The following is a 25020-nucleotide window of genomic DNA, read 5'->3' on the forward strand; positions in this document are numbered from 1 at the left end:
CCGCTCGGGTGTCAAGCCGGTGGGACGGGCGTCTCAGCATTCGAGCACACCGGGTAGCCACCGCGGGCCAGCGAACCGCGCAGGTGGTGCTCGTCGAGCGGGCCGGAGAAGGCCATCCCCAGGCCCTGCGCGCAGCCCATCTCGCGCATCGCCTGGACCTGCTCGGGCCGGTCGATACCGTCGGCGACGGCGCGGATGCCGAGGTCGGCGGCGATGCCCAGCAGGCCGCGGGTGATCTTGTGCAGCCGGCTGGATTCGACGACGCCCTCCGTGAAGGCGCGGTCGAGTTTGATCACGTCGACCGGCAGGGTGCGCAGGGCGCCCAGCGAACCGTATCCGGCGGCGAAACCAGCGAGCGCGATCCTCACCCCGAGCCGCCGCAGGCCGGCCAGCCGGCGCTCCAGCTCCTCCGGCGCGATCCGCGGGTCGCCGCCGGTCAGTTCGACCATCAGGCCGCTGGGCGGCAGCTCGTGGCGGGCCAGCAGCCTCTCGATGCCGGTGACCGGTGGGTCGCGGTGCAGCAGGCGGCGCGCGGACAGCCGTACGGTGACCGGGACGCGGTGGCCGGCGCCGTAGCGGAGCGCGGCCTGCTCGACGGCCTGGTCCAGCAGGCGGTCGAGCAGCCGCGCGGTCTCTAACCCGCGCTCGCCGTCCTCGCCGGCGGCGTGCAGGAACTCGGCGGGGGTGGAGAGCAGGCCCTGCGGGGTGCGCCAGCGGGGGCGGGCCTCCACGCCGGTGATCCGGCCGCCGACCAGCTCCACGACGGGCTGGTGCAGCAGGGTGAACTCGCCGTCGTCGAGCGCCTTCCTGACCCGGCCGGCGAGTTCGGTGCGGCGTACGGCGTCGGCCTGGAGCCGGGGGGCGTACAGCTCGACGCGGCCCTTGCCGGACTGCTTGGCCCGGTACATCGCCAGGTCGGCGTGGCGCATCACGTCGCCGGGGGCGGCGCCGGGCTCGGCGAAGGCGATACCGACGCTCGCGCCGACCCGGACCTCGACGCCGTCCACCCGGTAGGGCTCGGAGAGCACGGTGCGCAGCCGGTCGGCGATGTCGCGGACGCGGTCCTCGACGGCGCGGGCCGCCGGGCCGGAGCCGGAACCCAGGCCCGAGCCGGACGGCGGCTCGGTGGGGGCCGCCCGGGGACCGGGGATCGGGCCGTGCCCCAGGTACGCGGAGTGGCCGGAATGGCCGGAATGGCCGCCGGGGTGGCCCGGGCAGGTCGGGTGGCCCAGCGGGTACCCGGGGTGGTCGGCGGTGTGCCCGGAGTACGCGGCGTGCGCCGGATACGGGGCCGGGTGCGCGGCCTGGCCGGTGTCCGGGCCGGAGATGAGCGCGGCGAACTCGTCGCCGCCGAGCCGGGCGGCGATGTCGCCGGAGCGGAGGGTGTCCCGCAGCCGGCGGGCGGCCTGGATGAGCAGGTCGTCGCCCGCCTGGTGGCCGACGGTGTCGTTGACCGCCTTGAACCCGTCGAGGTCGACGTAGAGCACGGCGGCCCTGGCGTCACCGGACCGGCGGCCGCCGACCGCCCGGCCGAGCCGTTCGAGGAACAGGGCGCGGTTGGGCAGGTCGGTGAGCGGGTCGTGCGAGGCGTTGTGCTGCAACTGGGCCTGCAACCTGACGCGTTCGGTGATGTCGCGACTGTTGAAGATGAGGCCGCCTTGGTAGCGGGTGACGCTGGACTCGATGTCCAGCCAGCCGTGCCGGCCGCCGCGGGAGCGTTCGCCGGGGCCGCCGCGGGACCGCTCGGAACGGTCCTGCCGGTCCGCCCGGTCCGCCCGGTCCGCCCGCTCGGAACGGTCGCCGCGGTCGGGTCGGTCGGGTCGGTCAGCGCGGATACGGCACTCGATGCGCGTCGACGGTTCCTCGCCGGGCGGGGCGGCCAGGAAGCGGCGCACCTCGTGCAGGACCCGGCCCAGGTCGTCGGGGTGGATGTGGGCGGCCAGTTCGGTGCCGACCATCTCCTCCGGGTCCCGGCCGTACACCCCCTGGGCGGCGGGGCTGACGTACCGCAGCACGCCGGTGGGCGCGGCGATCATGATGACGTCGCTGGAGCCCTGCACCAGGGAGCGGAAGTGGTTCTCCTTGTGGGCCAGTTCCTGGGTGAGCGCGATGTTGTCGAGCAGCATGATGCCCTGCCGGACCACCAGGGCCATGACCACGGTGCAGCCGGTGAGCAGCACGACGCGGTCGCACTTCTGGCCGGTGATCACGTTGTAGAGGATGCCGAGGGTGCAGACCGCGGCGGCCAGGTACGGGGTCAGGGCGGTCAGCGAGGTGGCGACCCGGCGGGTGGTGGCGCCGGTCCTGCGGGAGGAGTGCGCGTGTGCGTAGAGCCGGGCGCCGACCCAGGGGGCGTACGCCAGCAGGAGGCTGCCGGCGAACCAGCCCGCGTCGAGCACCTGCCCGGAGCGGTAGTGCGCCCGCAGCAGCGGGGAGGTGAACAGCGCGTCGCACAGCACGGTGAGCGCGAGGGCGGCGATCGCGGTGTTGACCGCGGCGCGGTTGACCCCGGCACGCCGGAAGTGCAGCGCGAGCACCATGCTCACCAGCACGATGTCCAGCAGCGGGTACGCCAGGGAAAGGGCCATTCGGGCGGTACTGGGCCCGTCGATCGCGGCGGTGCGGGCCAGCGCCAGGCTCCATGACAGGGTGAGCAGCGAGCCGCCGATCAGCCAGGTGTCCAGTGCGAGGCACACCCAACCGGCTCTGGTCACCGGGCGTTTGGCGAGCACCAGGAGCCCGATGATCGCGGGCGGGGCGAACATCAGGAAGCAGAAGTCGGCGGCGGAGGTCTGCGGCACGGGGCGGCGCAGCACCACTTCGTACCAGCCCCAGATGCCGTTGCCGAAGGCGGTCATCGCCGAGGAGCAGGAGAACAGCAGCCAGGCCAGGCGGTGCGGGCCGGCGGCGCGGCGCGCGTACAGCAGCGCGGAGACGGACGCGGCGGCCGCGGCGGCGGCAAGCCCGAAGTCGCCCATGACCAGGGCGGCTTCGTGGCTCCCCCAGCCGAGCGAGGCGCCGGTGGTGTAGCCGCCGCAGACCAGGGCCAGCAGGAGTTGGGGCAACAGGCCGACGGTGGCGTGCCCCTGGTCCTCTGCGGTGGTCTGCGGTGCCGCGAGCACGGCTCCTCCGGTGCTCATGGTGCGGTCCGGTGTGCCGCGGTACGCCGGCGCCGCGTGATCGGTTCTCGCTGTCGGTCCTGCATCGCCCGCCCCCCTCACTCTGTCGTCGTTCACAGCGCCGCGCCCGTGGTCGTTCGGTCACGACGTGCCCCCGAATGCCGACGATACACCAGATTGGTCACTCTGGGATAGGTACTTCCTACTGTGTGTAACCGTCAGGGGGTTGCCGGCCGTATCAGGCCATGTCCCGCCGCCTCGCGGCGCGTTCGGCCCCCTCGCGGCGCGCTCGGCCGCCGGCGGGCGATCAGCTCTCGGCGACCACGTTCTCCAGCGGCAGGCCCGCGGCGAACCGCTCCAACTGCGCGCGCACCAGCCGCTGGGCGCGCGGCAGGAACGCGGAGGTGCTGCCGCCGACGTGCGGGCTGATCAGCACGCCCGGCGCGTGCCACAGCGGGTGGCCGGCCGGCAGCGGCTCGGGGTCGGTGACGTCGAGCGCGGCGATCAGGCGCCCCGACTCCGTCTCGGCGAGCAGCGCCTTGGTGTCCACCACCGGCCCGCGCGCGACGTTCACCAGCAGCGCGCCGTCCTTCATCGCGGCCAGGAACGGGGCGTCGACCAGACCGCGGGTCTGCTCGGTGAGCGGGGTGGTGAGCACCACGACGTCCGCGCCCGGCAGCAGCCCGGTCAGCTCGTCCATGGCGCGCACCGGGCCGCGCGGCGAGGAGCGCGCGGTGCGGGCGACCCGCTCCACCGTGCATTCGAAGGGGGCCAGCCGGTCCTCGACGGCGGCGCCGATCGAGCCGTATCCGACGATCACCACCCGGCGGTCGGCGAGCGCCGGGTAGAAGCCGGAGTACCACTTCTCGTTGTCCTGCCCGCGCACGAAGCGGGGGATGCCGCGCAGCGAGGCGAGGATGAGGGCGACGGTGAGTTCGGCGGTGCTCGCCTCGTGCACGCCGCGGGCGTTGCAGAGCTGGACGCCGGGCGGCAACTGCCCGAGGTGGGGCGCGATGTGGTCGACGCCGGCGCTGAGCGTCTGCACCACGCGGACGTTGCGCATCCGCGCGAGCGGGCGCCCGCCGGCGACCGGGCCCTTCATGTACGGGACGACGTAGAAGGCGGCGTCGGCCGGATCGGCAGGGAACTCCTCGGCGCCGTCCCAGAAGACGTAGTCGAAGGCGTCCGGAAGTCCGTCGATCTCGGCCGGCGGCAGGGACAGCCACACCGTGGGGCGGTCGGTGGACGCGCTCTGGCCTGGGGTGCGGTCGGTTCGGGTGGTGTCGTTCATGGTCAGGAGGCTATGGCACAGTGGGGCGGCGCAAGGAGGTTGTGACGGGTGGAGCGCAGAAGGGTCGGGGCCACGGCGCTCGACGTGGGCGCGGTCGGCCTCGGCTGCATGCCGATGAGTTGGGGCTACAGCGCCTCGCGGCAGGACGGCGCGCAGGCGCCCGGCGGCCGCCGGTCCGGCGGGCACTCGCTGCGGGTGGTGCACGCCGCCCTCGACGCGGGGGTCACCCTGCTGGACACCGCCGACATGTACGGCCCGTTCACCAACGAGCTGCTGCTCGGACGGGTGCTCAAGGAGCGGCGGGCGGACGCGTTCGTCTCCACCAAGTGCGGGCTGCTCGTCGGCGAGCAGCACATCGTGGCCAACGGCCGCCCGTCGTACGTCCGCAGGGCCTGCGACGCGTCGCTGCGCCGGCTGCAGACCGACACGATCGACCTCTACCAGCTGCACCGGGTCGATCCCGAGGTGCCGGTCGAGGAGACGTGGGGGGCGATGGCCGAGCTGGTCGCGGCGGGCAAGGTGCGCACGCTGGGCCTGTGCGCGGTCGGCGCGCGCGGCGGGCGGAGCAGGGGCGGCCGGGCGGGCCGCGGCCGGCTGCACGACGAGACGATCCGCCAGCTGGGCCGGGCCCAGCAGGTCTTCCCGGTCGGCTGCGTGCAGGCGGAGTTGTCGGTGTGGGCGCCCGAGGCGCTGGCGGAGCTGCTGCCGTGGTGCGTGGCGCGCGGGATCGGCTTCCTCGCCGCGATGCCGCTGGGCAACGGCTTCCTGACCGGCACGCTCACCCCCGGTGAGGGCTTCGAGCGGGACGACATGCGGGCCCGGCACCCGCGCTTCACCGCGGAGATGATGGCCGCGAACCAGCCGATCGTGGCCGGGTTGCGCCGGGTCGCCGCCCGGCACGACGCGACGGCCGCGCAGGTCGCGCTCGCCTGGGTGCTCGCGCAGAGCCCCTCGGTGGTGCCGGTTCCCGGCACCAGGTCGGCCGACCGCGCGGCGGAGAACGCGGCGGCCGCGGACCTCGTCCTGACCGCGGCCGACCTCGCCGAGATCGCCGCGCTGCCGGCGGCCCAGGGCTCGTGGGACTGACCCGGCGGTTCCCATACGGCTGGGCCGTGTGAGGGAGGTCGCGCCAACCGCCCGGTAGGCGGAGCCCGCGGTGCCCGGCACTCCCCCGCGACCCAGGGCTCATGGAACTGACCCCGCGACTCCCTACGCCTCGGCCGTGTGAGGAAGGCGGCGCCGTCCGCCCGGTAGGCAGAGCCCGCGGTGCCCGGCACTCCCCCGCGACCCAAGGCTCATGGAACTGACCCCGCGACTCCCTACGCCTCGGCCGTGTGAGGAAGGCGGCGCCGTCCGCCCGGTAGGCAGAGCCCGCGGTGCCCGACGCTCCCCCACGACCCAGGGCTCATGGAACTGACCCCGCGACTCCCATACGGCTCGGCCGTATGAGGAAGGTCGCGCCAACCGCCCGGTAGGCGGAGCCCGCAGTGCCCGGCACTCCCCCACGACCCAGGGCTCGTGGGCCCCCAGATCGCAAGGCGATGCGGGCGCCCCCAGCCGTCCGGCGAGGGGAGGCACCCCAACACGGCCAGGGCCCACCGGAATCCGCGGCGAAGGGGCCCCGGCAGGCCCGGCGGGGCCGGGGGTCCCGGCGAACCCGGGTCCCCGGCACCGGACGCCGGTTAACCGATGCCCCCGCTACCCGTCCGGCCGCGTGCCGCTGTCCCGCTGATCGTGAACAGGCCCTTCACCAGGGCGAGATGTGGTGTGCTTGGCTGGTGGGGGCCCGGCGGAACCGGGTCCGGCAGAACTGGTGGATCGACGGTTGCGGGAGCTGACGGTGAAGGCTAGCGGCAGGTCCGTACGGGCGTCGGCGCGCGGTGGGGCGTGGGTCGCGGGGGTGCTGGCGGCGGTACTGGTCGGCGGGTGCTCCTCGTCGGCCTCGCCCAACCTGGCGCATCCGACGAGGCGCAGCGCACCCGCCTTGCCGCCCGCGGGCGGCAGTGCCGCGCCCTCCGGGGGCGCGACCCCGTCCGCCCCGGCGTCCACGCCGCCCGCGAAGGGCACCGTGAAGGTCACCGCCACCGTCGCGACCGGGCTGAGCGCCCCCTGGGGCCTGGTCCAACTCCCCGACGACAGCCTGCTGGTGGCCGCCCGCGACACCGGCCGGATCTCCCGGATCGACCCCAAGACGCACACCGTCACCCAGATCGGCCTGGTGCCCGGCGTAACCCACACCAAGGGCGGCGAGAACGGCCTGCTGGGGCTGGCGGTCTCACCGGACTACGGCTCCGACCACCTCGTCTACGCCTACTTCTCGACCGAGTCCGACAACCGCATCGCCAGCTTCCTGTACGACCCGTCGCGGCCCAAGGGCGAGCAACTGGGCGCCCCCGACACGATCCTGCGCGGCATCCCCACCGGCTCCCTGCACAACGGCGGCCGGATCGCCTTCGGGCCCGACGGCGACCTCTACGCGGGCACCGGCGAGACCGGGCAGCGGTCGCTCGCGCAGAACATGTCCTCGCTCGGCGGCAAGATCCTGCGGATGACGCCGGACGGCGAGGTGCCCACCGACAACCCGACGCCCGGCTCGCTCGTCTACTCCCCCGGCCACCGCAACGTCCAGGGCCTGGCCTGGGACGACCAAGGGCGGCTGTGGGCCTCGGAGTTCGGGCAGGACACCTGGGACGAGCTGAACCGGATCGAGCCGGGCAAGAACTACGGCTGGCCCACCGTCGAGGGCATCGCCCACCACCCGGGCTTCGTCGACCCGGTCGAGCAGTGGCACCCCGCCGACGCCTCGCCCAGCGGTGTCGCCTACGCGGTGGGCTGCATCTGGATGGCCTCCCTCAAGGGCGGCCGGCTGTGGCGTGTCCCGCTGGCCGGGGCCAAGGCGTCCGCCGCACCCCAGGCGTTCCTCGACGGCAAGTACGGTCGGCTGCGTACCGTCGTCGCGCTCGACGACCACACGCTGCTGCTCACCACGAGCAACACCGATGACCGAGGCACCGCGCACTCCGGCGACGACCGCGTCCTCCAACTCAGCGTCTCCTGAAGCGTCCCCTGAACCGTCTCCTGGCGCCGCCGACGGCCAACCAGGCGGCGCGCGACCGGGCCGCAGGCAAGCAGCGGCCGGGCGGCCGCCGCAAGGGGCCGCTGCTCCCGGCGGCGCTCGGCCCTCGCGCTATCGCGCCTTCGGGAAGAGCTGGAGGCGATGGGTGAGCGCCGCGGCCTCCGTGCGGGTGGACACGGACATCTTGGCGAGGATGTTGGAGACGTGGACGCTCGCCGTCTTCGGGGAGATGAACAGCTCCTCGGCGATCTGCCGGTTGGTACGGCCGTCGGCCACCAGGCGCAGCACATCGCGCTCGCGAGCGGTGAGCCCGAGGGTGCGGACCGGGTCCTCGGGGGCGGTGCGCAGCCGCGCGCGCTGGGCGAGCTCGGCGACCCGCCCGGCCAGCGGCACCGCGCCGATCCCGGTGGCGGTGGCGTCGGCGAGGCCGAGCAGGCGGCCGGCCTCGTCGCGCGCACCGGCTCCGCCCTCGGCGAGCAGGGCCTCGGCGCGGCACAGCCGGACCCGGGCCAGTTCCAGCGGCCGCTCCTCGGCGGCGAAGGCGTCCTCGGCCGCGGCCCACAACGCGGTGTCGTCGCCTCCGAGTTCGGCGTCGAGCAGTGCCGCGTAGGCCCGGCTCAGCGAGGTGGGCCGGGCCAGCTGCGCCGCGGCGGAGCGTACGGCCTCGGGGTCGATGCGCGCGCCGGTGACCATGATCGGCCAGGCGAACCGGGACGAGCCGAGCGGGAAGCCGTGCGTGATCGCGCGCGCCAGTTCCGCGCCGGCGTCGGCGGTCCGGCCCTGGGCAAGCGCGACCCGCATGCCGAGCAGCATCAGCGGCAGTTGGTGCTGCGGCTGGCTGTCACTGCGCAGCCCGTCCGCGGCGGCGGCAAGGTGCCCGGCGGCGGCGTCGATGTCGCCGGTGATGAGGGCGAGGAAGCCGAACAGCAGCTCGCCGCCGGCCTTCAGATAGGCGCTGGGGACCAGCCGGTTGGCCTCGGTGAGGCAGGCCGCCGCCTCGTCCAGGCGGCCGAGCGAGAGCAGCGACTCGCCCTCGTCGAGGAGCAACCAGGACCGGGTCAGCCCGGAGATCTGGGAGTCCGCGAGGGTCTGCCCGGCGCGGGCCACCCGCAGCGCGTCCACGGATCGGCCGGCGCCTTCGAGCACGGAGGCGAGGTTGCCGTGCGCGCGGGCGATGAGGCTCGGCAGCGACAACTTCACGACCTGCGCCAGCACGTCCTCCATCTCGGCGATGCCGCCTTCGACGTCGCCGCAGTCGGCCTGGAGGACGCCGAGGGTGATCCGTGCCTGGAACTCGGTGTCGCGGGTCCCGGCCCGCCGGGCGAACTCGACGGCCTGCTCGGCGGCGGTGATGCCCGCGGCACTGGGGTTGTGGATCATGATCCAGCCCGCGGTCTGCGCCAGCACCTCGGCGTGCGCGGCCGACGACGGCAGCCCGCGGACCAGCTCCTGGGCCCTGCCCAGCTCCTCCCAGCCGTCGCCGCGGCCCAGGTCCTCGATCAGCCGGGAGCGCTGGGACCAGAACCAGGCGGCCCGCAGCGGGTCCTGCGCGCCGTCCAGCTCGATCAGCCGCAGCGCCCGCTTGGCCATCGTGTAGGCGCGTTCGCGCTCGCCGCCGAGCCGGGCGGCGACGGTGATCTCGGCGAGCAGGTCCAGGAAGTGGATCGGCCGCTCCGGGTCGCCGGTACGGGCCGCCGAGGTGTACTCGGCGTGGACCAGCGAGGCGTACGCCTCGACGAAGTCGGCCAGCCGCAGCGCTTCACGGACCTCGGCGGGCGCGGTGTCCCACAGTTCGAGCGCGCGTTCCAGCAGGCGGTACTGCTCGGCGTAGGCGCGCCGGTCGCGGGCCTCGACGGCGGCGCGCAGCACGGCCGGCAGCGCCTTGGCCGGGTCGTGTGCGGCGTACCAGAAGCTGGCCAGCCGGGCGGCGCGCTCGCCGGCCCGGACCAGGGACGGGTCGGCCTCGATCGCCTCCGCGTAGCGGCGGTTGATCCGGCTGCGCTCGCCGGGCAGCAGGTCGTCGCCGACCGCCTCGCGGACCAGGGAGTGGCGGAAGCGGTAGCCGTCTCCGTCGTCGGAGGGCAGCAGGATGTTGGCGCCGACGGCGGTGCGCAGCGCGTCGAGCAGGTCGTCCTCGCTGAGGCCGGTGATGGCGTCCAGCAGGCGGTACTCGACGGCGTTGCCGCCTTCGGCGACGAACTTCGCGACCCGCTGGGCCGATTCGGTCAGCTGCTCGACCCGGACCAGCAGCAGGTCGCGCAGGGAGTCGCTGATGCCGCTGAGGCAGTCGCCGCGGATGCTGCAGGCCAGCTCCTCGACGAAGAAGGGGTTGCCGTCGGAGCGGGCGAACACGTCGTCGACGACCGCCTCGCCGGGGGTCTCGGCGAGGATCGCGGTGAGCTGGCGCCCCACCTCGTCGCGGCTGAAGCGGCTCAGCTCGATGCGCTCGACCGTGCGCAGCCGGTCGGTCTCGGCGAGGAACGGCCGCAGCGGGTGCCGGCGGTGGATGTCGTCGCTGCGGTAGGTGGCGGCGATCAGCAACCGGGCGCGCTGCACCGAGCGGAACAGGTAGGCGAGCAGTTCGCGGGTGGAGCGGTCGGCCCAGTGCAGGTCCTCGACGACCACGACGAGGGTGCGGTCGGCGCCCAGCCGCTCCAGCAGGCGGGCGGTGAGTTCGAAGAGCCGGACCCGGCCCTCCTCGTCGTGCTGGTCGCGGTGGCCGGCGCCGCTGTCGCCCAGTTCGGGCAGCAGCCGGGCGAGTTCGGCCTCCTGGCCGGCCACGGCGCTGGTCAGCTCGGTGCCGAGGGTGCGGTAGAGGTGGCGCAACGCGGTCGAGACCGGCGCGAAGGGCAGGCCCTCCGCGCCGATCTCCACACAGCCACCGATGGCGGTGACGGCCCCCGCCGCACGCGCCGCCGCCATGAACTCCTCGGTGAGCCGGGTCTTGCCGACGCCCGCCTCGCCGCCGATGAGCACCGCCTGCGGCTCGCAGCCGTCGGCGGCGGACAGCGCGGCGGTGAGCCGGGCCAGTTCGGTGTCGCGGCCGATGAACTCGGGGCTGAGGGACTGCGTCTGCACGTTTCCGAGCATCGCACGCCCGGTGCCTGTAGCGACACCGATTACGGCCCGGGGTGCGGTGGCGGGTCCGTTCCTCGCCGCACCCCGGGTCGCCGGCTGGGTGGTCACGCCGCGCCACGCGGGCTCGGGGCCCGGTGGACGCGGCCGAGGGAGCCCGCGCCGGAGCGATCGGTGGAACCGACCCGGGAGGTGCCGGCGCGATCGGAGGGAGACGCCCCCTCGGCGTCCGTGCGCGCCGCGGTGTGCGGCTGGGCGCGGCGTGCCTGGGCGCGGGCCCGGCGCTGCGCGGCGCGACCGGCCTTCGCCTCCTCGACGAGGCGACGCTCCTCGGCGCGACGGCGGAGTTCGGCGCTGCGGGCCTGGTGGAGTTCGTAAGCAAACATCTGGCTGCTCCTTGGAAGTGCTGCTCTCTTTGTGCCTCCTAGCTTCGTCTCCAAGGGGGGTCGGCCACATCGGGCAGCTTCCCGAAGTTCCGGTGCCTGCCGGGGCCTTCATGTGCCTAGGCGGCCGCACGATCGGCCTAGGCGGTACTCAGATGCGCCTTAGACGGTGCCTTATCCGAGCGCGCGGGGCCTTAGACGCCTTACAGGGCACCTGAGGGCGCCTTAGTCGGCGTCGAACGGACTGAGTCGGAGCGCGCCCGGGTACGGGCGCGCACCGGGGTCACGCGCCCCGGCGATCCGCCGCGGTCATACGGTGACGCGCCCCGCGGGTGACTCGACCGCGGTCAGGGCGCCTGCGGGTACCGAGCCCGGTGGCACGGCGCCCGGTGGCACGGCGCCGGCCGGTGACGGGACGGGTGCGGCGGCGGGCGGCCGCGCGGTCGGCACCGTCTCGATGTTGAGCTGCGGCAGCCGTCGGTCCAGCCACCCCGGCAGCCACCAGTTGGCCGGGCCGAGCAGGTGCATCAGCGCCGGGACCAGCAAGGTGCGCAGCACGAAGGCGTCGAGGGCGACCGCCGCGGCCAGGCCGATGCCGAACATCGCGATCACCCGGTCCCCGCTGAGCACGAACGCCAGGAAGACCGCGACCATGATGACCGCCGCGGAGTTGATCACGCGGCTGGTCTCGGCGAGCCCCACGCGTACCGCCCGGCGGTTGTCCCGGGTCTCCCGCCACTCCTCGTACATCCGGCTGACCAGGAAGACCTGGTAGTCCATGGAGAGCCCGAACAGCACCGGGACGAGGATCACCGGCAGGAACGGTTCGATCGGCCCGGCCCGGCCCAGCCCCAGCCATTCGCTGCCCCAGCCCCACTGGAAGATCGCGGTGACCACGCCGAAGGAGGAGGCGACGGCGGCGACGTTCATCACCGCGGCCTTGACCGGAACGCCGATCGAGCGGAAGGCGAGCAGCAGGAGCAGGCAGCCCAGCCCCACCACGCAGCCCACGAAGAGCGGGAGCTTCCCGATCACCACCGCGGCGAAGTCGTCGTAGCTGGCCGTGGAGCCGCCGACGTAGACCTGGAGGTCGGTGCCCTTCTCCGCGGTCGGCAGCACGTCGTGGCGCAGTTCGTCGACCAGATGGGAGGTGGCGGTGGACTGCGGGGAGCTGTCGGGCACCACCGTGATGACGCCGGTGCTGCCGGAGGCGTCGATGTCGGGGCCGCTGACGGAGGCGACGCCCGGGGTGTCCCGGAGGGTCTGCGGCAGGTGTTGGAGGGCGACCAGCGCGCCCGCGCTGTCGGTGGTGGCCACCAGGGTGAGCGGGCCGTTGGTGCCGGGCCCGAAGCCGTCGGCGAGCAGGTCGTACGCCTTGCGGGTGGTCGCGGTGGAGGGGTCGTTGCCCTGGTCGGAGGTGCCCATGTGCAGCGAGAAGGTGGGCAGCGCGAGCACCACCATGACGACGGCGGCGAGCGCGCCGAGCAGCCGTGGGTGCCGGGAGACGAACCCGGACCAGCGCGCGGCGACGCCGGTGGCCGGCTGCGCGGGGGTGTCGGCGCCGCGGCAGCCGGCGTGCTCCTCGGATCGGCGGTGCTGCGCGGCCTGGCAGCCGCCCCCGTGTGCCAGCGCCCGCCGCTCCCTGCTGCTGAGCGCCCGGTGCCCTATGAAGCCGAGCAGCGCGGGCAGCAGCGTCACCGACGCGGCCACCGTGAGCAGGACCGTCAGCGAGGCGGCGACCGCGACGCCGTTGAGGAAGCTGAGCCGGAGCAGCAGCATGCCGAGCACCGCCACGCACACCGTGCCGCCGGCGAAGACCACGGCCTTGCCGGTGGTGGCCACCGCCTCCTCGGCGGCCCGGGCGACGGACAGCCCGCGTTTGAGGCCCTTGCGGTGCCGGGTCACGATGAACAGCGCGTAGTCGATGCCGACGCCCAGCCCGATCAGCATGCCGAGCATGGGGGCGAAGTCGGCGACGGTCATCGCGTGGCCGAGCAGCACGGTGCCCATGTAGGCGGTGCCGCAGCCGATCAGCGCGGTGGCGATCGGCAGCAGCATCGCCGCGAACGACCCGAAGGCGACCAGCAGCACCACCGCGGCCACCGCGACCCCCACCACCTCGCTCAGGTGGGCGCTGGCCGCCTCGGTGTTGCCGACCGCCTCCCCGCCGAGTTCGACCTCCAGGCCGGGTCCCTGGCCCGCCTTGGCGGTGTCCACCAGCGCCTGGGCCTGGCCGCGGCTGACGCCGTCGGCGTCCTTGCCGTAGCCGACGGTGGCGTAGGCGGTGTGGCCGTCGGAGCTGATCTGGGCGGCGCCCGAGGAGCCGTAGGGGCTGATCACGGAGGTGACGCCGGGCAGGGTGCGGGCCTGGTCGAGCACCTTCGTCATGGTCTGCTCGACGGCGCCGGCGCGTACCGTGCCGTGCTCGGTGTGCCACACGATCGAGTCGGAGTCGCCGGCCTGTCCGGGGAACGCGGTTCGCAGCAGCTCCGCGGCGTGGCTGGACTCGGTGTTCGGCGCTTCGTACTTCTGGGAGTACGCGGAGCCGGCGACCGTGGCGGCGGCGGTGAGCCCGACGAGTGCGGTGAGCCACAGCAGGACGACGGTGAGTCGGCGGCTGAGGCACCACCGGGCGAGTACGGCCATGGGCTGCTGTCCCCTTGCGGGTGCGGTTGCGTGGTCGGTACGCCCCGCGTGTCCCGTGGCGATACGTGCCGCCTACTGTGCCAGGAGAAAGAGATCCTTTGCGGCTTTCGTGCTGCTCCTCACAACTGTCCGAAAAGGATAAAGGCGGCACCCCCGGATCGGGGGTGCCGCCTCCTCGGGCGTGTCGTCCAGGTCGCCCTGGAGACGTCCTCCGGGTCAGCCCTGGAGCTTCTCCAGCACCAGTTCGCGCACCCGCTTGGCGTCCGCCTGGCCGCGGGTCAGCTTCATGACCGCGCCGATCAGCGCGCCGGCCGCCGCGAGGTTGCCGCCGCGGATCTTCTCGGCGACCGCCGCGTTGTCCGCGATGGCCTGGTCGACGGCCGCACCGAGCGCGCCGTCGTCGGAGACGACCTTCAGCCCGCGCTTGTCGACCACCTGGTCCGGGTCGCCCTCGCCGGCCAGCACGCCCTCGATGACCTGCCGGGCCAGCTTGTCGTTGAGGTCGCCGGCCGCCACCAGCGCGGCGACCCTGGCCACCTGCGCCGGGGTGATCGCCAGCGCGGACAGCTCCGCGCCGGTCTCGTTGGCGTGCCGGGCCAGTTCGCCCATCCACCACTTGCGGGCCGAGGCCGCGTCCGCGCCTTCGTCGATGGTGGCCGTGATCAGGTCGATCGCACCGGCGTTGAGCGCGGACTGCATCTCGAAGTCGGAGATGCCCCACTCCTGCTTGAGCCGCCCCCGGCGGGCCAGCGGCAGTTCGGGCAGCCCGGCCCGCAGTTCCTCGACCCACTCGCGGGCCGGGGCGACCGGCACCAGGTCCGGCTCGGGGAAGTAGCGGTAGTCCTCCGCCTCCTCCTTGATCCGGCCGGAGGCGGTGGAGCCGTCCTCCTCGTGGAAGTGCCGGGTCTCCTGCACGATGGTGCCGCCCGAGGAGAGCACCGCGGCGTGCCGCTGGATCTCGAAGCGGGCCGCCCGCTCCACGCTGCGCAGCGAGTTGACGTTCTTCGTCTCGCTGCGGGTGCCGAACTTCTCCCGGCCGTGCGGGCGCAGGCTCAGGTTGACGTCGCAGCGCATCTGGCCCATTTCCATCCGGGCCTCGGACACCCCCAACGCCTTGATCAGCTCGCGCAGTTCGGCGACGTAGGCGCGGGCCACCTCGGGCGCGCGGGCGCCGGCGCCCTCGATCGGCTTGGTGACGATCTCGATCAGCGGGATGCCGGCCCGGTTGTAGTCCAGCAGGGAGTGCGAGGCACCGTGGATACGGCCGGTCGCGCCACCGATGTGGGTGGACTTGCCGGTGTCCTCCTCCATGTGGGCGCGCTCGATGAGCACCCGGAAGATCTCGCCGTCCTCCAACTGGACGTCCAGGTAGCCGTTGAACGCGATCGGCTCGTCGTACTGCGAGGTCTGGAAGTTCTTCGGCATGTCCGGGTAGAAGTAGTTCTTCCGGGCGAACCGGCACCATGCGGCGATCTCGCAGTTGAGCGCCAGGCCGATCTTGATGGCGGACTCGACGCCGATCTCGTTGACCACCGGCAGCGCGCCCGGCAGGCCCAGGCAGGTCGGGCAGACCTGCGAGTTGGGCTCGGCGCCGAGCTCGGTGGAGCAGCCGCAGAACATCTTCGTCCGCGTGCCGAGCTCCACGTGGACTTCCAGGCCCATCACCGGGTCGTACGACGCGAGCGCGTCCTCGTAGGACAGCAGGTCCGTGACGGTCACTGTTCCCTGTACCTCTTCTCCGTCGGTCCGTCAGTCCGCGAGGACGTCGTCATCGCTCAGCCGGCGCAGCTCGCGTACGAGCAGCACGATGCCGGTGGTCACCGCGGCGGCGCGCAGCACGGCGTCGATCAGCTGGAGGTTGTCCTCCTCGCTGCGGGCGGAACGCACCTTCTTCACCGCGGTGAAGGCGCTGAACAGCGAGGTGCCGATGGACAGGTAGGTGCCCCTCTTGCTCTTGCCGCCCTTGGCCGACAGGTCCGCCGAACCGTTGTTCTTGCCGCTGGTGCTCTTCGCCGCGGACTTCGTCTGGGTGCTCATAGCTGCGGTGCCTCCTCAAGTAGCGGGTGGCCCCACTTCGACACGAAGGCGGCCTCTACTGCGGCGCCGACCCGGTAGAGCCGGTCGTCCTTGAGCGCGGGCGCGATGATCTGCAGGCCCACCGGGAGACCATCCTCCGGGGCGAGGCCGCACGGCAGCGACATCGCCGCGTTGCCGGCCAGGTTGACCGGGATGGTGCACAGGTCGGCGAGGTACATCGCCAGCGGGTCGTCCGCGCGCTCGCCGATCGGGAACGCGGTGGTGGGCGTGGTGGGCGAGACGATGACGTCCACCTGCTCGAAGGCGCGCTCGAAGTCGCGGGTGATCAGGGTGCGGACCTTCTGCGCGGAGCCGTAGTAGGCGTCGTAGTAGCCGGAGCTGAGCGCGTAGGTGCCGAGGATGACGCGGCGCTTGACCTCGGGGCCGAAGCCGGCCTCGCGGGTCAGCGCGGTGACCTCCTCCGCGGACCTGGTGCCGTCGTCGCCGACCCGCAGGCCGTAGCGCATCGCGTCGAAGCGGGCCAGGTTGCTGGAGCACTCCGACGGCGCGATCAGGTAGTACGCCGCCAGCGCGTACGTGAACGACGGGCAGGACAGCTCGACGATCTCGGCGCCCAGCTCGCGCAGCAGTTCCACCGACTCGTCGAACCGCTGGACCACGCCGGCCTGGTAGCCCTCGCCGCCGAACTCCTGGATGACGCCGATCCGCAGGCCCTTGACGTCGCCGTTGCGGGCGGCCTCGACCACCGGCGGGACGGGGACGTCGACCGAGGTGGAGTCCATCGGGTCGTGGCCGGCGATCACCTCGTGCAGCAGCGCCGCGTCCAGCACGGTGCGCGCGCACGGGCCGCCCTGGTCGAGCGAGGAGGAGAAGGCGACCATGCCGTAGCGGGAGACCCCGCCGTAGGTCGGCTTCACCCCGACGGTGGCGGTGACCGCGGCGGGCTGCCGGATCGAGCCGCCGGTGTCGGTGCCGATCGCCAGCGGCGCCTGGTACGAGGCGAGCGCCGCGGCCGAGCCGCCGCCCGAGCCGCCCGGGATACGGGTGAGGTCCCACGGGTTGCCGGTCGGGCCGTACGCGCTGTTCTCGGTGGAGGAGCCCATCGCGAACTCGTCCATGTTGGTCTTGCCGAGGATCACCACGTCGGCGGCCTTCAGCTTCCTGGTGACCGTCGCGTCGTACGGCGGCAGCCAGCCCTCCAGGATCTTGGAGCCGACGGTGGTCGGTACGCCCTCGGTGGTGAAGATGTCCTTCAGCGCCAGCGGCACCCCGGCGAGCGGGCCCAGCTCCTGCCCGGCGGCGCGCTTGGCGTCCACCGCGCGGGCCTGGGCGAGCGCGCCCTCCCGGTCCACGTGCAGATACGCGTGCACCTTCTCGTCCACGGCCTCGATCCGGGCCAGATGCGCCTCGGTCACCTCGACCGCGGTCAGCTCGCCGGACGCGATCTTCTGCGCCGTCTCGGCGGCGGTGAGCCTGATGATGTCCGTCACGGCGTCAGTCCTCCCCCAGGATCTGCGGGACCTTGAAGCGCTGCTGCTCCTGCGCGGGCGCACCCGACAGCGCCTGCTGCGGGGTCAGCGACGGCCGGACGGTGTCCGAGCGCATCACGTTGGTCAGGGGCAGCGGGTGAGAGGTCGGCGGGACGTCCTCGCCGGCCACCTCGGATACGCGGGCTACGGCGCCGATGATGTCGTCGAGCTGTCCGGCGAAGTGGTCCAACTCTTCGCGTGACAGCTCCATCCGCGCCAGCCGGCCGAGGTGGGCGACCTCCTCGGGCGTGATGCCAGGCATGCAGCGGTCCTCTGCGGGGTGAGATGTCAATGGGTGCCCAATCCTACGGTGCCCCGTGGAAGTCCCCGCACCCCGTTTCCCCCCGGAGGGGCGCCCTCGCGGAAGGCGGTGCCCGTCAGGGGCGCGGGGAACCGCGCGACCAGCCGGATTCGTGGCGCGCCGGGCCCGCGAGCTCAGCCCCGCGGCGATGCCGCCCACCCCGCACCCCTGACGGGTGAACGTCCTCCGCGACAGCGCCCCAGCCCCGGGCAGGGGGCGCCGTCGGTCCGCTTCCGCGGGCGAAGCCCGCTACGCCCGCTTCGCGGGAAGCGCCGCCGCGGGCCGCTGCCAGCCGCGGTCCCCCCGCGCCTGAAGCCAGTGCGTCGCCTCCTGCTCGGGCATCGCGGCGGCGACCAGCCACCCCTGCACCGCGTCGCACCGCAGGTCCCGCAGCCGCTCCCACGTCTCGTCGTCCTCGACACCCTCGGCCACGACCATGAGCCCGAGGGAGTGCGCGAGGTCGATGGTGCAGCGCACGATCTCCGCGTCCTCGGCGTCCGCGATCAGCCGGGCCACGAACGAGCGGTCGATCTTCAGCTCGCTGACCGGCAGCCGCCGCAGGTGCACCAGCGAGGAGTAGCCCGTGCCGAAGTCGTCCAGGGACATCTTCACGCCGTGTCCGGTGAGCCCGTTGAGCGTGTCGGCGGCACGCTGCGGGTCCTCCAGCAGGACGTGCTCGGTGATCTCCAGCTGGAGGGAGCCGGGCGGCACCTGGTGGCGGGCCAGCCGCGCGGCCACCGCCCCGGCGAACCCCGGACTGTGCACGTCGCGCGGCGAGACGTTGACGGCGACCGGGACGTCCAGGCCCATCGCCCGCCACCGGGCGATCTGGGCGAGCGCGGTGTCCAGGACGTACTCGGTGAGCCGCGGCATCAGCCCGGAGGTCTCCGCCATCGCGATGAACTCCTCCGGGTTGACCCGGCCCCGCTCGGGGTGCTCCCAGCGGACGAGCGCCTCGAGCCCGGCCACCTGCCCGTCGAACCGCACCTTCGGCTGGTAGTGGAGTTCGACGTCGCCCGCGTCCAGCGCCCTGCGCAGGTCGCCCAGCAGGCCCAGCCGGTCGGGGGTGTTGGCGTCGCGGGTGGCCTCGTAGACCTCCGCGCCGCTGCGGTCCCGCTTCGCCTGGTACATCGCCACGTCGGCACGGCGCAGCAGCCCTTCCGCGTCGGACGCGTGCTCGGGGAAGACGCTGACGCCGGCGCTGGCCTCCAGCACCAGCGTCAGCCCGTCGAGGCTGAGGGGTGAGCCGAGCGCGGCGACCAGGGTGCGGGCGATCCGCTGCGCGCGGGTGGCGGAGTCGCAGGCGGGCAGCAGCACCGCGAACTCGTCGCCGCCGAGCCGGGCCGCCTCGGCGCCGCGCGGCAGGGCCAGCCGCAGCCGGTCGGCGACCTGGAGCAGCAGCCGGTCGCCGGCCAGGTGCCCGAGGGTGTCGTTGACCGACCGGAACTTGTCGAGGTCGATGAGGATCAGCCCGACCCGGCCCCAGCCCGCGGGCGCGGGCTCGCCCGGCTCGGCGCGGCCGACGGTCCGCGCGGCGTCGATCGCGGACCAGGTGCGCTCCAGCAGCCACTGGCGGTTGGGCAGGCCGGTCAGCGGGTCGCGCAACTGCTCCTCGGCGCGGGCGTGCACGATCCACAGCGTGGAGTCGAGCGCGATCAGCGGGACCGCGAAGAGCGGCAGCAGCGCCGGCTGGTCACAGGCGACGACGAGGATCAGCGGGGAGATGCCGAGCAGGGCCGCGCCGACCAGCCCCTGTCGGACCAGCGCGGTGCGCGCCACCGTGGGCAGCCCGCCGCGCGGCGCGAACGCGGCCCACAGCAGCACCCGGGTCGCCGCGAGATAGGCCAGTGCGGTGACCACGACGCAGGGCAGCGCCGACCAGCCCCAGTCGGCGGTCGTCCAGGGGTGCGCCACGGACGGGTGGATGCCGAACAGGTCGAGGCTGAGCGCGCCGGCGCCGATGCCGAGGATGTCGATCGCGCCGTGCAGCCCGGCCTGCCGCCAGCGGTGCCGGCGGGCGGCGCCGACCAGCACCACCACCGCGAGGCTGACCAGCACCGCGGGCACCCAGCCGAACAGCAGCAGCACCGCGAGCACGAGGGCGGCACCGGAACCGGTGCCGCCCCACCAGCGGTCGCGCCCCATCGCGACGAGATGACCGACGATGATCCCGCTGAGGACGGCGAGCGCCCAGCCGATCCGGCCGCCGGGGAACAGTGCGTCGCCGTTGTCCAGCAAGCGGCCCACACCGGCGGCCAGCGCGGCGGCCGCGGCGACCAGTACGGCCCACCGCACCAAGGGCGCCGGGCTCGCGGGGAGAACGGGCGCGGCCACGCTGCTTCGGGGCAGCCGTGCCGCTCCGGCACTCTCCGTGGGTTCCATACCCGTGTCCCTCTCACAGCCCATGAAGCAAGCAGGTGCGCGGGTGCCGGGGGACGCGGTTCGGCCGACGGGCCGCCGCGATCCTGCCGCCCCGACAGGAGCGCTCCTCAACAGTAGGCCGCGACGGCGCGCCGCGGGCACCGATCGGCCGTCAATGCTTCAGTGCGCCCCGGTGGGTTCGCGCCCGAACTCCCCTGTCTGATATAGGCCGATCGGGTGACATGTGGTCCTAGGTCAGTCTGATTCGCCGTCGGATGCCGTGCCTGGGGCGGGGTCAGACGGCGTGTCGGCGGGCGGCGCCGGATCATCGGCTGCCGGGTCCGGGTCGGACGCCTGCTCCGGGTCGGACGCCTGCTCCGGCTCCGGCGGGTTCACCGCCACCGCGCGGGCCGCGTCGGCACCCTGTTCGAGGAGTACGCCGAAGCCGGCCTCGTCGAGGATCGGGACCTTCAGCTGGACCGCCTTGTCGTACTTCGACCCGGGGTTGTCGCCGACCACCACGAAGTGCGTCTTCTTGGAGACCGCGCTGGTGACCTTCGCGCCGCGGCCGCCCAGTTCGTCCTTCGCGCCGTCGCGGGTGTGCCCGGTGAGCGTGCCGGTCACCACCACGGTCAGCCCCTCCAGGGGCCTGGGGCCCTCGTCGGAACCCTCCTCGGTGAACTTCACGCCGGCCGCGCGCCACTTCTCGATGATCTCCAGGTGCCAGTCCACCGCGAACCACTGCTTGAGCGAGGCGGCGATGGTCGGCCCGACCCCGTCGACCGCGGCCAGCTCGGCCTCCTCGGCGTCCTTGATCCGGTCCAGGTCGCGGAACTCGCGGGCCAGCGCCTCGGCGGCCACCGGGCCGACGTGGCGGATGGACAGGCCGGTGATCACCCGGGCCAGCGGGCGCTCCTTGGCGGCCGCGATGTTCTCCAGCATGGACAGCGCGTTCTTCTTCGGCTCGCCCTTCTGGTTGGCGAAGAAGGTGACGACCTTCTCCTCGCCGGTCTCCGGGTCGCGCTTGGGCAGCCCGCTGTCCTGGTCCAGGACGTAGGAGCGGATCGGCAGCAGGCGCTCGATGTCGAGGTCGAAGAGGTCGCCCTCGTCGGCCATCGGCGGCTGGTCGGGGGCGAGCGGCTGGGTGAGCGCGGTCGCCGCGACGTATCCGAGCGCTTCGATGTCCAGGCAGCGGCGGCCGGCGAGGTAGAAGATCCGCTCGCGCAACTGGGCCGGGCAGCGCCGCGCGTTGGGGCAGCGCAGGTCGATGTCGCCTTCCTTCATGGGCTGGAGGGCGGTGCCGCACTCGGGGCACTCGGCGGGCATCGCGAACTCCCGCTCGCTGCCGTCCCGCAGGTCCGCCACCGGGCCCAGGATCTCCGGGATGACGTCGCCGGCCTTGCGCAGCACCACGGTGTCGCCGATCAGGACGCCCTTCTTCTTCACCACCTCCTGGTTGTGCAGGGTGGCGAACTCGACCTCGGAGCCGGCCACGGTGACAGGTTCCACCACTGCGTACGGCGTCACCCGGCCGGTGCGGCCGACGCCGACCCGGATGTCCACGAGCTTGGTGTTGACCTCCTCCGGGGCGTACTTCCAGGCGATGGCCCAGCGCGGGGCGCGCGAGGTGGAGCCGAGCCGGCCCTGGAGCGGGATCTCGTCCACCTTGACGACGACGCCGTCGATCTCGTGCTCGACGTCGTGGCGGTGCTCGCCGTAGTACGCGATGAACTCGCGGACGGCGGCCAGCGAGTCGACCACCTTGTTGTAGCGGGCGGTGGGCAGGCCCCACTCGTGGAGGAGGGCGTAGGCGTGCGACTGGCAGTCGATGTCGAAGCCCTCGCGGGCGCCGATGCCGTGCACCACCATCCGCAGCGGGCGGGTGGCGGTGATCCGGGGGTCCTTCTGGCGCAGCGAGCCGGCCGCGGCGTTCCGCGGGTTGGCGAACGGCTTGTCGCCGCCTTCGACCAGCCGGGCGTTGAGCTCCTCGAACTTCTCGCCGGGGAAGTAGACCTCGCCGCGGATCTCGACCAGGGCGGGCACCCGGTCGCCGGCCAGCCGGTCGGGGATGTCGGCGATGGTCCGGACGTTGGGCGTGATGTCCTCGCCGGTGCGGCCGTCGCCGCGGGTGGCGGCGCGGGTGAGCCGGCCGTGTTCGTACGTCAGGTTGACCGCGAGGCCGTCGACCTTCAGCTCGCACAGGAAGTGGTACGGGCTGCGGGTGTTGTCCGGCGGGCCCAGCTCGGCCGCGACCCGGTCGGCCCAGGTGGTCAACTCCTCGTCGCTGAAGGCGTTGTCCAGCGAGAGCAGGCGCTCGCGGTGCTGGACCGAGGTGAACTCGGTCGCGTAGGCGCCCGCGACCTTCTGGGTGGGCGAGTCGGGGGTGCGCAGCGCCGGGTGCTGCTCCTCGATCGCCTCCAGCCGGCGCAGCAGCCGGTCGAACTCGGCGTCGCTGACGACCGGTGCGTCGTTCACGTAGTAACGGAAGCGGTGCTCCTCGACCTGCTCGGCCAGGCGCGCGTGCTCCTCACGGGCCTCGGCGGGGATGTCCGCCCGGCCGGCCTCCTGCTCGGCTGCCACGTCCGTGTCCCTCCTACCAATCGGGCCGCAAGCGGCCGCACTCCGGCGTCACTCTGGGTTGTCGACGAGCGAGCGTGCCGCCCTCGCGCAGTGCACGAGCGCGGCACGGGCATAGGCCGGTGAGGCCCCCGCCAGACCGCAGGACGGGGTGATGGCGACGGAGGACCCCAACGCCCCCGGTGCCAGTCCCAACCTGCGCCACAGCGCCCGAACACCACTGACGCTACCCGCTGGGTCTGACAACGGGGCATCCGTGCCCGGCACGACACCCGCGAAGAGCGCGGTGCCGGCCTCCACGGCCTCGCCGAACGCGTCCCAGTCACGCTCGGTGAGCAGGTCGAAGTCGAAGGAGACCCCGGCGACCCCGGCCCGGCGCAGCAGCGCGAACGGCACGTCGGGGGCGCAGGAGTGGACGCTGACGGCGGCGCCGGCCGCTCCCGCCGCGTCGACCAGGTCGCGCAGCGCGCCCTCGACGACCGCGCGGTCCACCGCGCGGTGGGTGCGGTAGCCGCTGGCGGTCCTGACCTCGCCGCGCAGCACCGCGGTGATGCCCGGCTCGTCCAGTTGCAGCAGGAGGGCGGCGCCCGGCACGCGGCGGCGGACGTCCGCGAGGTGCGCGGTCAGGCCCTCCGCGAGGGACGCGGTCAGGTCGCGGACCGCGCCGGGGTCGCGCAGCGCCGCCTCGCCGTTGTGCAGTTCGACGGCCGAGGCGAGCGTCCACGGGCCGACCGCCTGGATCTTCAACGGGCCCTGGTGTCCTTGCGTGAACTCCTCCAGCGCGTCCAGGTCCTCGCCCAGCCATGACCTGGCCCGCTTGGTGTCGCGCCCCGGGCGGTCCCCGAACCTCCAGCCGCTGGGCTCCACCCGCGCGTACAGCTCCACCAGCAGGCCGAGGGTGCGGCCGATCATGTCCGCGCCCGGGCCGCGGGCCGGCAGCTCGGGCAGGTACGGCAGCGCGCCGACGGCCTCCGTGGCCACCCGGGCGGATTCTCGCGCGTCTCCCCCCGGCATCGAGCCCACGCCTGTCGCGGCGCCCTCGGGCAGGGTGAAACGTTCGCTGGTCTCGGTGGTCGCCTCGGTGCTCACGGTGGCAGCGTAGACGGCTCCCCGCCGCCGGGGTTCGCGTGCCCGCCCGGGGGACCTCTCACCGCCCCGGGGCCTCGTGCCGTGCGGGGGACCGAAGCACCGCGCGGGACCGCCTACCGCTTACCGCGCGGGACCGCCTACCGCGCGGGGCGCAGCGTCACGTCGGGGATCGTGGCGTCGCGCGGGAGGTCGAGGACGGAGAGAACCGTCGTGGCGACGGACTCGGGGTCGATCCAGCGCGAGGGGTCGTAGGACTTGCCCTCCTGCTGGTGGACCTTCTGCTGCATGGGGGTGGCGGTCCGCCCGGGGTACACGGTGGTGACGCGTACGCCGTGCTCCTGCTCCTCCGCGCGGAGCGAGTCCGCGAGGGCCCTGAGCCCGTGCTTGCTCGCGGCGTACGCGCTCCACTCGGCGTGTGCCTGGAGCCCGGCGCCGGAGTTGACGAGGACCACGGTGCCCCGGGAGAGCCGCAGTTGGGGCAGCAGCAGCCGGGTGAGTTCGGCGGGCGCGACGAGGTTCACCGCGAGGGTGTGCTCCCACAGCTTCGGGGTGAGGTCGCCGACCGGTCCGAGGTCGACGGTGCCGGCGCTGTGCAGCAGGGAGTCCAGCCGGTCCGGGAGCGCCTGCTTCTCCAGCGCCCAGGACAGCCGGGCCGGGACCGCGAGGTCGCCGACGAGGGTCCGCGCGCCGGGGAACGCGTCGGCCAGTTGCCGGGCCCGGCCCGCGTCGCGGGCCAGCAGCCACAGTTCGTCGCCGCGGGCCAGCAGCCTGCGGGCCACCGCCGCGCCGATCCCGGACCCGGCACCGGTGACGAGGTGGACGCTCACGCGTGCTCCTGGAGGTAGGCCAGCGCGTCGGCGCCGTCGTCGGAGAAGTGCACCAGCTCGGAGAGCGGCAGGGGCAGGAAGCCCTCCTCCTCCATCCTGCGGAACTGCGCGGCCAACCCGTCGTAGAAACCCGCGCTGTTGAGCAGGACCACCGGTTTGGCGTGCAGTCCGTGCTTCTTCAGCTCCAGGATCTCCGTCGCCTCGTCGAGCGTGCCGGTGCCGCCGACCATCACCACGATCGCGTCGGAGCGGCGCAGCAGTTCGGCCTTGCGGGTGGCGAGGTCCGGTGCGATCACCATCTCGTCGGCGCCGGCGCGGGCCTTGGCGCGCAGGAACTCGACGGAGACGCCGACCAGCCGCCCGCCGGCCTGCTGCACACCGTCGGCGACGACCTTCATCAGGCCGGACTCCGAGCCGCCCCACACCAGCGTGTGGCCGGCCCTGCCGAGCAGGTCGGCGAACTCCCGGGCGGGCGCGGTGTAGCGGTCGGGCAGGTCGGCGGCGGAGAGGAACACGCAGATGTTGAGCGGGCGGGTCGGCCGCGGCCCGGCGGCACCGGTGGCGGCAGCCGTGGCCGTGCCGGCAGTGGTGGCCGTGCCGGCCGCGGTGCCGGGTGCCGCACCGGTCACGACGCCGGTCGCCGTGTCGGCCGCGGGGGCACCCACGGGAGTGGTCGCGGAGTCGTTCGCGGAGCTGGTCACAGAGTCCA

General features: G+C 73.7%; 16 protein-coding genes. 2 read left to right on the forward strand and 14 right to left on the reverse strand.

Annotation, left to right across the window (positions count from 1 at the left end):
- Positions 1-11 precede the first annotated feature (11 nt).
- Together OG896_RS10165 and OG896_RS10170 are read right to left on the reverse strand one after the other, a co-directional pair.
- On the reverse strand, positions 12-3140 hold the full coding sequence (locus OG896_RS10165) for a putative bifunctional diguanylate cyclase/phosphodiesterase (RefSeq protein ID WP_329364312.1): 3129 nt from the start codon (positions 3138-3140) through the stop codon (positions 12-14).
- Between the two features lie 286 nt (positions 3141-3426).
- On the reverse strand, positions 3427-4347 hold the full coding sequence (locus tag OG896_RS10170) for a 2-hydroxyacid dehydrogenase (protein ID WP_328474560.1): 921 nt from the start codon (positions 4345-4347) through the stop codon (positions 3427-3429).
- Between the two features lie 111 nt (positions 4348-4458).
- Between OG896_RS10170 and OG896_RS10175 the strand changes: the two genes are divergently transcribed.
- Positions 4459-5496, forward strand: a complete 1038-nt coding sequence (locus OG896_RS10175; protein ID WP_329364314.1) for an aldo/keto reductase — start codon at positions 4459-4461, stop codon at positions 5494-5496.
- A gap of 754 nt (positions 5497-6250) precedes the next feature.
- Positions 6251-7468, forward strand: coding sequence for a PQQ-dependent sugar dehydrogenase (locus tag OG896_RS10180; protein ID WP_443056987.1), 1218 nt, complete (start codon positions 6251-6253; stop codon positions 7466-7468).
- A 129-nt stretch (positions 7469-7597) separates the two neighbouring features.
- On the opposite strand, the gene OG896_RS10185 is transcribed toward OG896_RS10180, so the two are convergent.
- From OG896_RS10185 to OG896_RS10240, 12 genes are all read right to left on the reverse strand, one after another.
- Complete coding sequence (locus OG896_RS10185) at positions 7598-10576, reverse strand: helix-turn-helix transcriptional regulator (protein WP_443056989.1); 2979 nt, start codon at positions 10574-10576, stop codon at positions 7598-7600.
- Between the two features lie 92 nt (positions 10577-10668).
- Positions 10669-10947 carry a hypothetical protein gene (locus OG896_RS10190; protein ID WP_329364318.1) on the reverse strand — a complete coding sequence of 93 codons (279 nt, stop codon included), beginning with the start codon at positions 10945-10947 and terminating at the stop codon, positions 10669-10671.
- A 306-nt stretch (positions 10948-11253) separates the two neighbouring features.
- Positions 11254-13590 carry an MMPL family transporter gene (locus OG896_RS10195; protein ID WP_329364320.1) on the reverse strand — a complete coding sequence of 779 codons (2337 nt, stop codon included), beginning with the start codon at positions 13588-13590 and terminating at the stop codon, positions 11254-11256.
- Positions 13591-13806: 216 nt separating this feature from the next.
- Positions 13807-15309, reverse strand: coding sequence for an Asp-tRNA(Asn)/Glu-tRNA(Gln) amidotransferase subunit GatB (gatB, locus tag OG896_RS10200; RefSeq protein WP_329364322.1), 1503 nt, complete (start codon positions 15307-15309; stop codon positions 13807-13809).
- A 30-nt stretch (positions 15310-15339) separates the two neighbouring features.
- A complete protein-coding gene (locus OG896_RS10205) occupies positions 15340-15627 on the reverse strand; it encodes a hypothetical protein (RefSeq protein WP_329364324.1) in 288 nt (95 codons plus the stop codon).
- Positions 15624-17117, reverse strand: coding sequence for an Asp-tRNA(Asn)/Glu-tRNA(Gln) amidotransferase subunit GatA (gatA, locus tag OG896_RS10210; RefSeq protein ID WP_329364326.1), 1494 nt, complete (start codon positions 17115-17117; stop codon positions 15624-15626). The genes OG896_RS10205 and gatA overlap by 4 nt, the downstream gene beginning before the upstream one ends.
- A gap of 4 nt (positions 17118-17121) precedes the next feature.
- Positions 17122-17418, reverse strand: a complete 297-nt coding sequence (gene gatC, locus OG896_RS10215; protein WP_202236395.1) for an Asp-tRNA(Asn)/Glu-tRNA(Gln) amidotransferase subunit GatC — start codon at positions 17416-17418, stop codon at positions 17122-17124.
- A gap of 288 nt (positions 17419-17706) precedes the next feature.
- Positions 17707-19839, reverse strand: a complete 2133-nt coding sequence (locus OG896_RS10220; protein ID WP_329364330.1) for a putative bifunctional diguanylate cyclase/phosphodiesterase — start codon at positions 19837-19839, stop codon at positions 17707-17709.
- 234 nt (positions 19840-20073) lie between these two features.
- A complete protein-coding gene (gene ligA, locus OG896_RS10225) occupies positions 20074-22398 on the reverse strand; it encodes an NAD-dependent DNA ligase LigA (protein WP_329364331.1) in 2325 nt (774 codons plus the stop codon).
- 48 nt (positions 22399-22446) lie between these two features.
- Positions 22447-23484, reverse strand: coding sequence for a methionine synthase (locus OG896_RS10230; RefSeq protein ID WP_329364333.1), 1038 nt, complete (start codon positions 23482-23484; stop codon positions 22447-22449).
- Positions 23485-23621: 137 nt separating this feature from the next.
- Complete coding sequence (locus OG896_RS10235) at positions 23622-24311, reverse strand: SDR family oxidoreductase (protein WP_329364335.1); 690 nt, start codon at positions 24309-24311, stop codon at positions 23622-23624.
- A complete protein-coding gene (locus OG896_RS10240; protein ID WP_328474556.1) occupies positions 24308-24832 on the reverse strand; it encodes a TIGR00730 family Rossman fold protein in 525 nt (174 codons plus the stop codon). Before OG896_RS10240 ends, OG896_RS10235 begins: the two co-directional genes overlap by 4 nt.
- Positions 24833-25020 lie beyond the last annotated feature (188 nt).

Origin of the sequence: Streptomyces sp. NBC_00669 (assembly GCF_036226785.1) — a bacterium.
Taxonomy (GTDB): Bacteria; Actinomycetota; Actinomycetes; order Streptomycetales; family Streptomycetaceae; genus Actinacidiphila.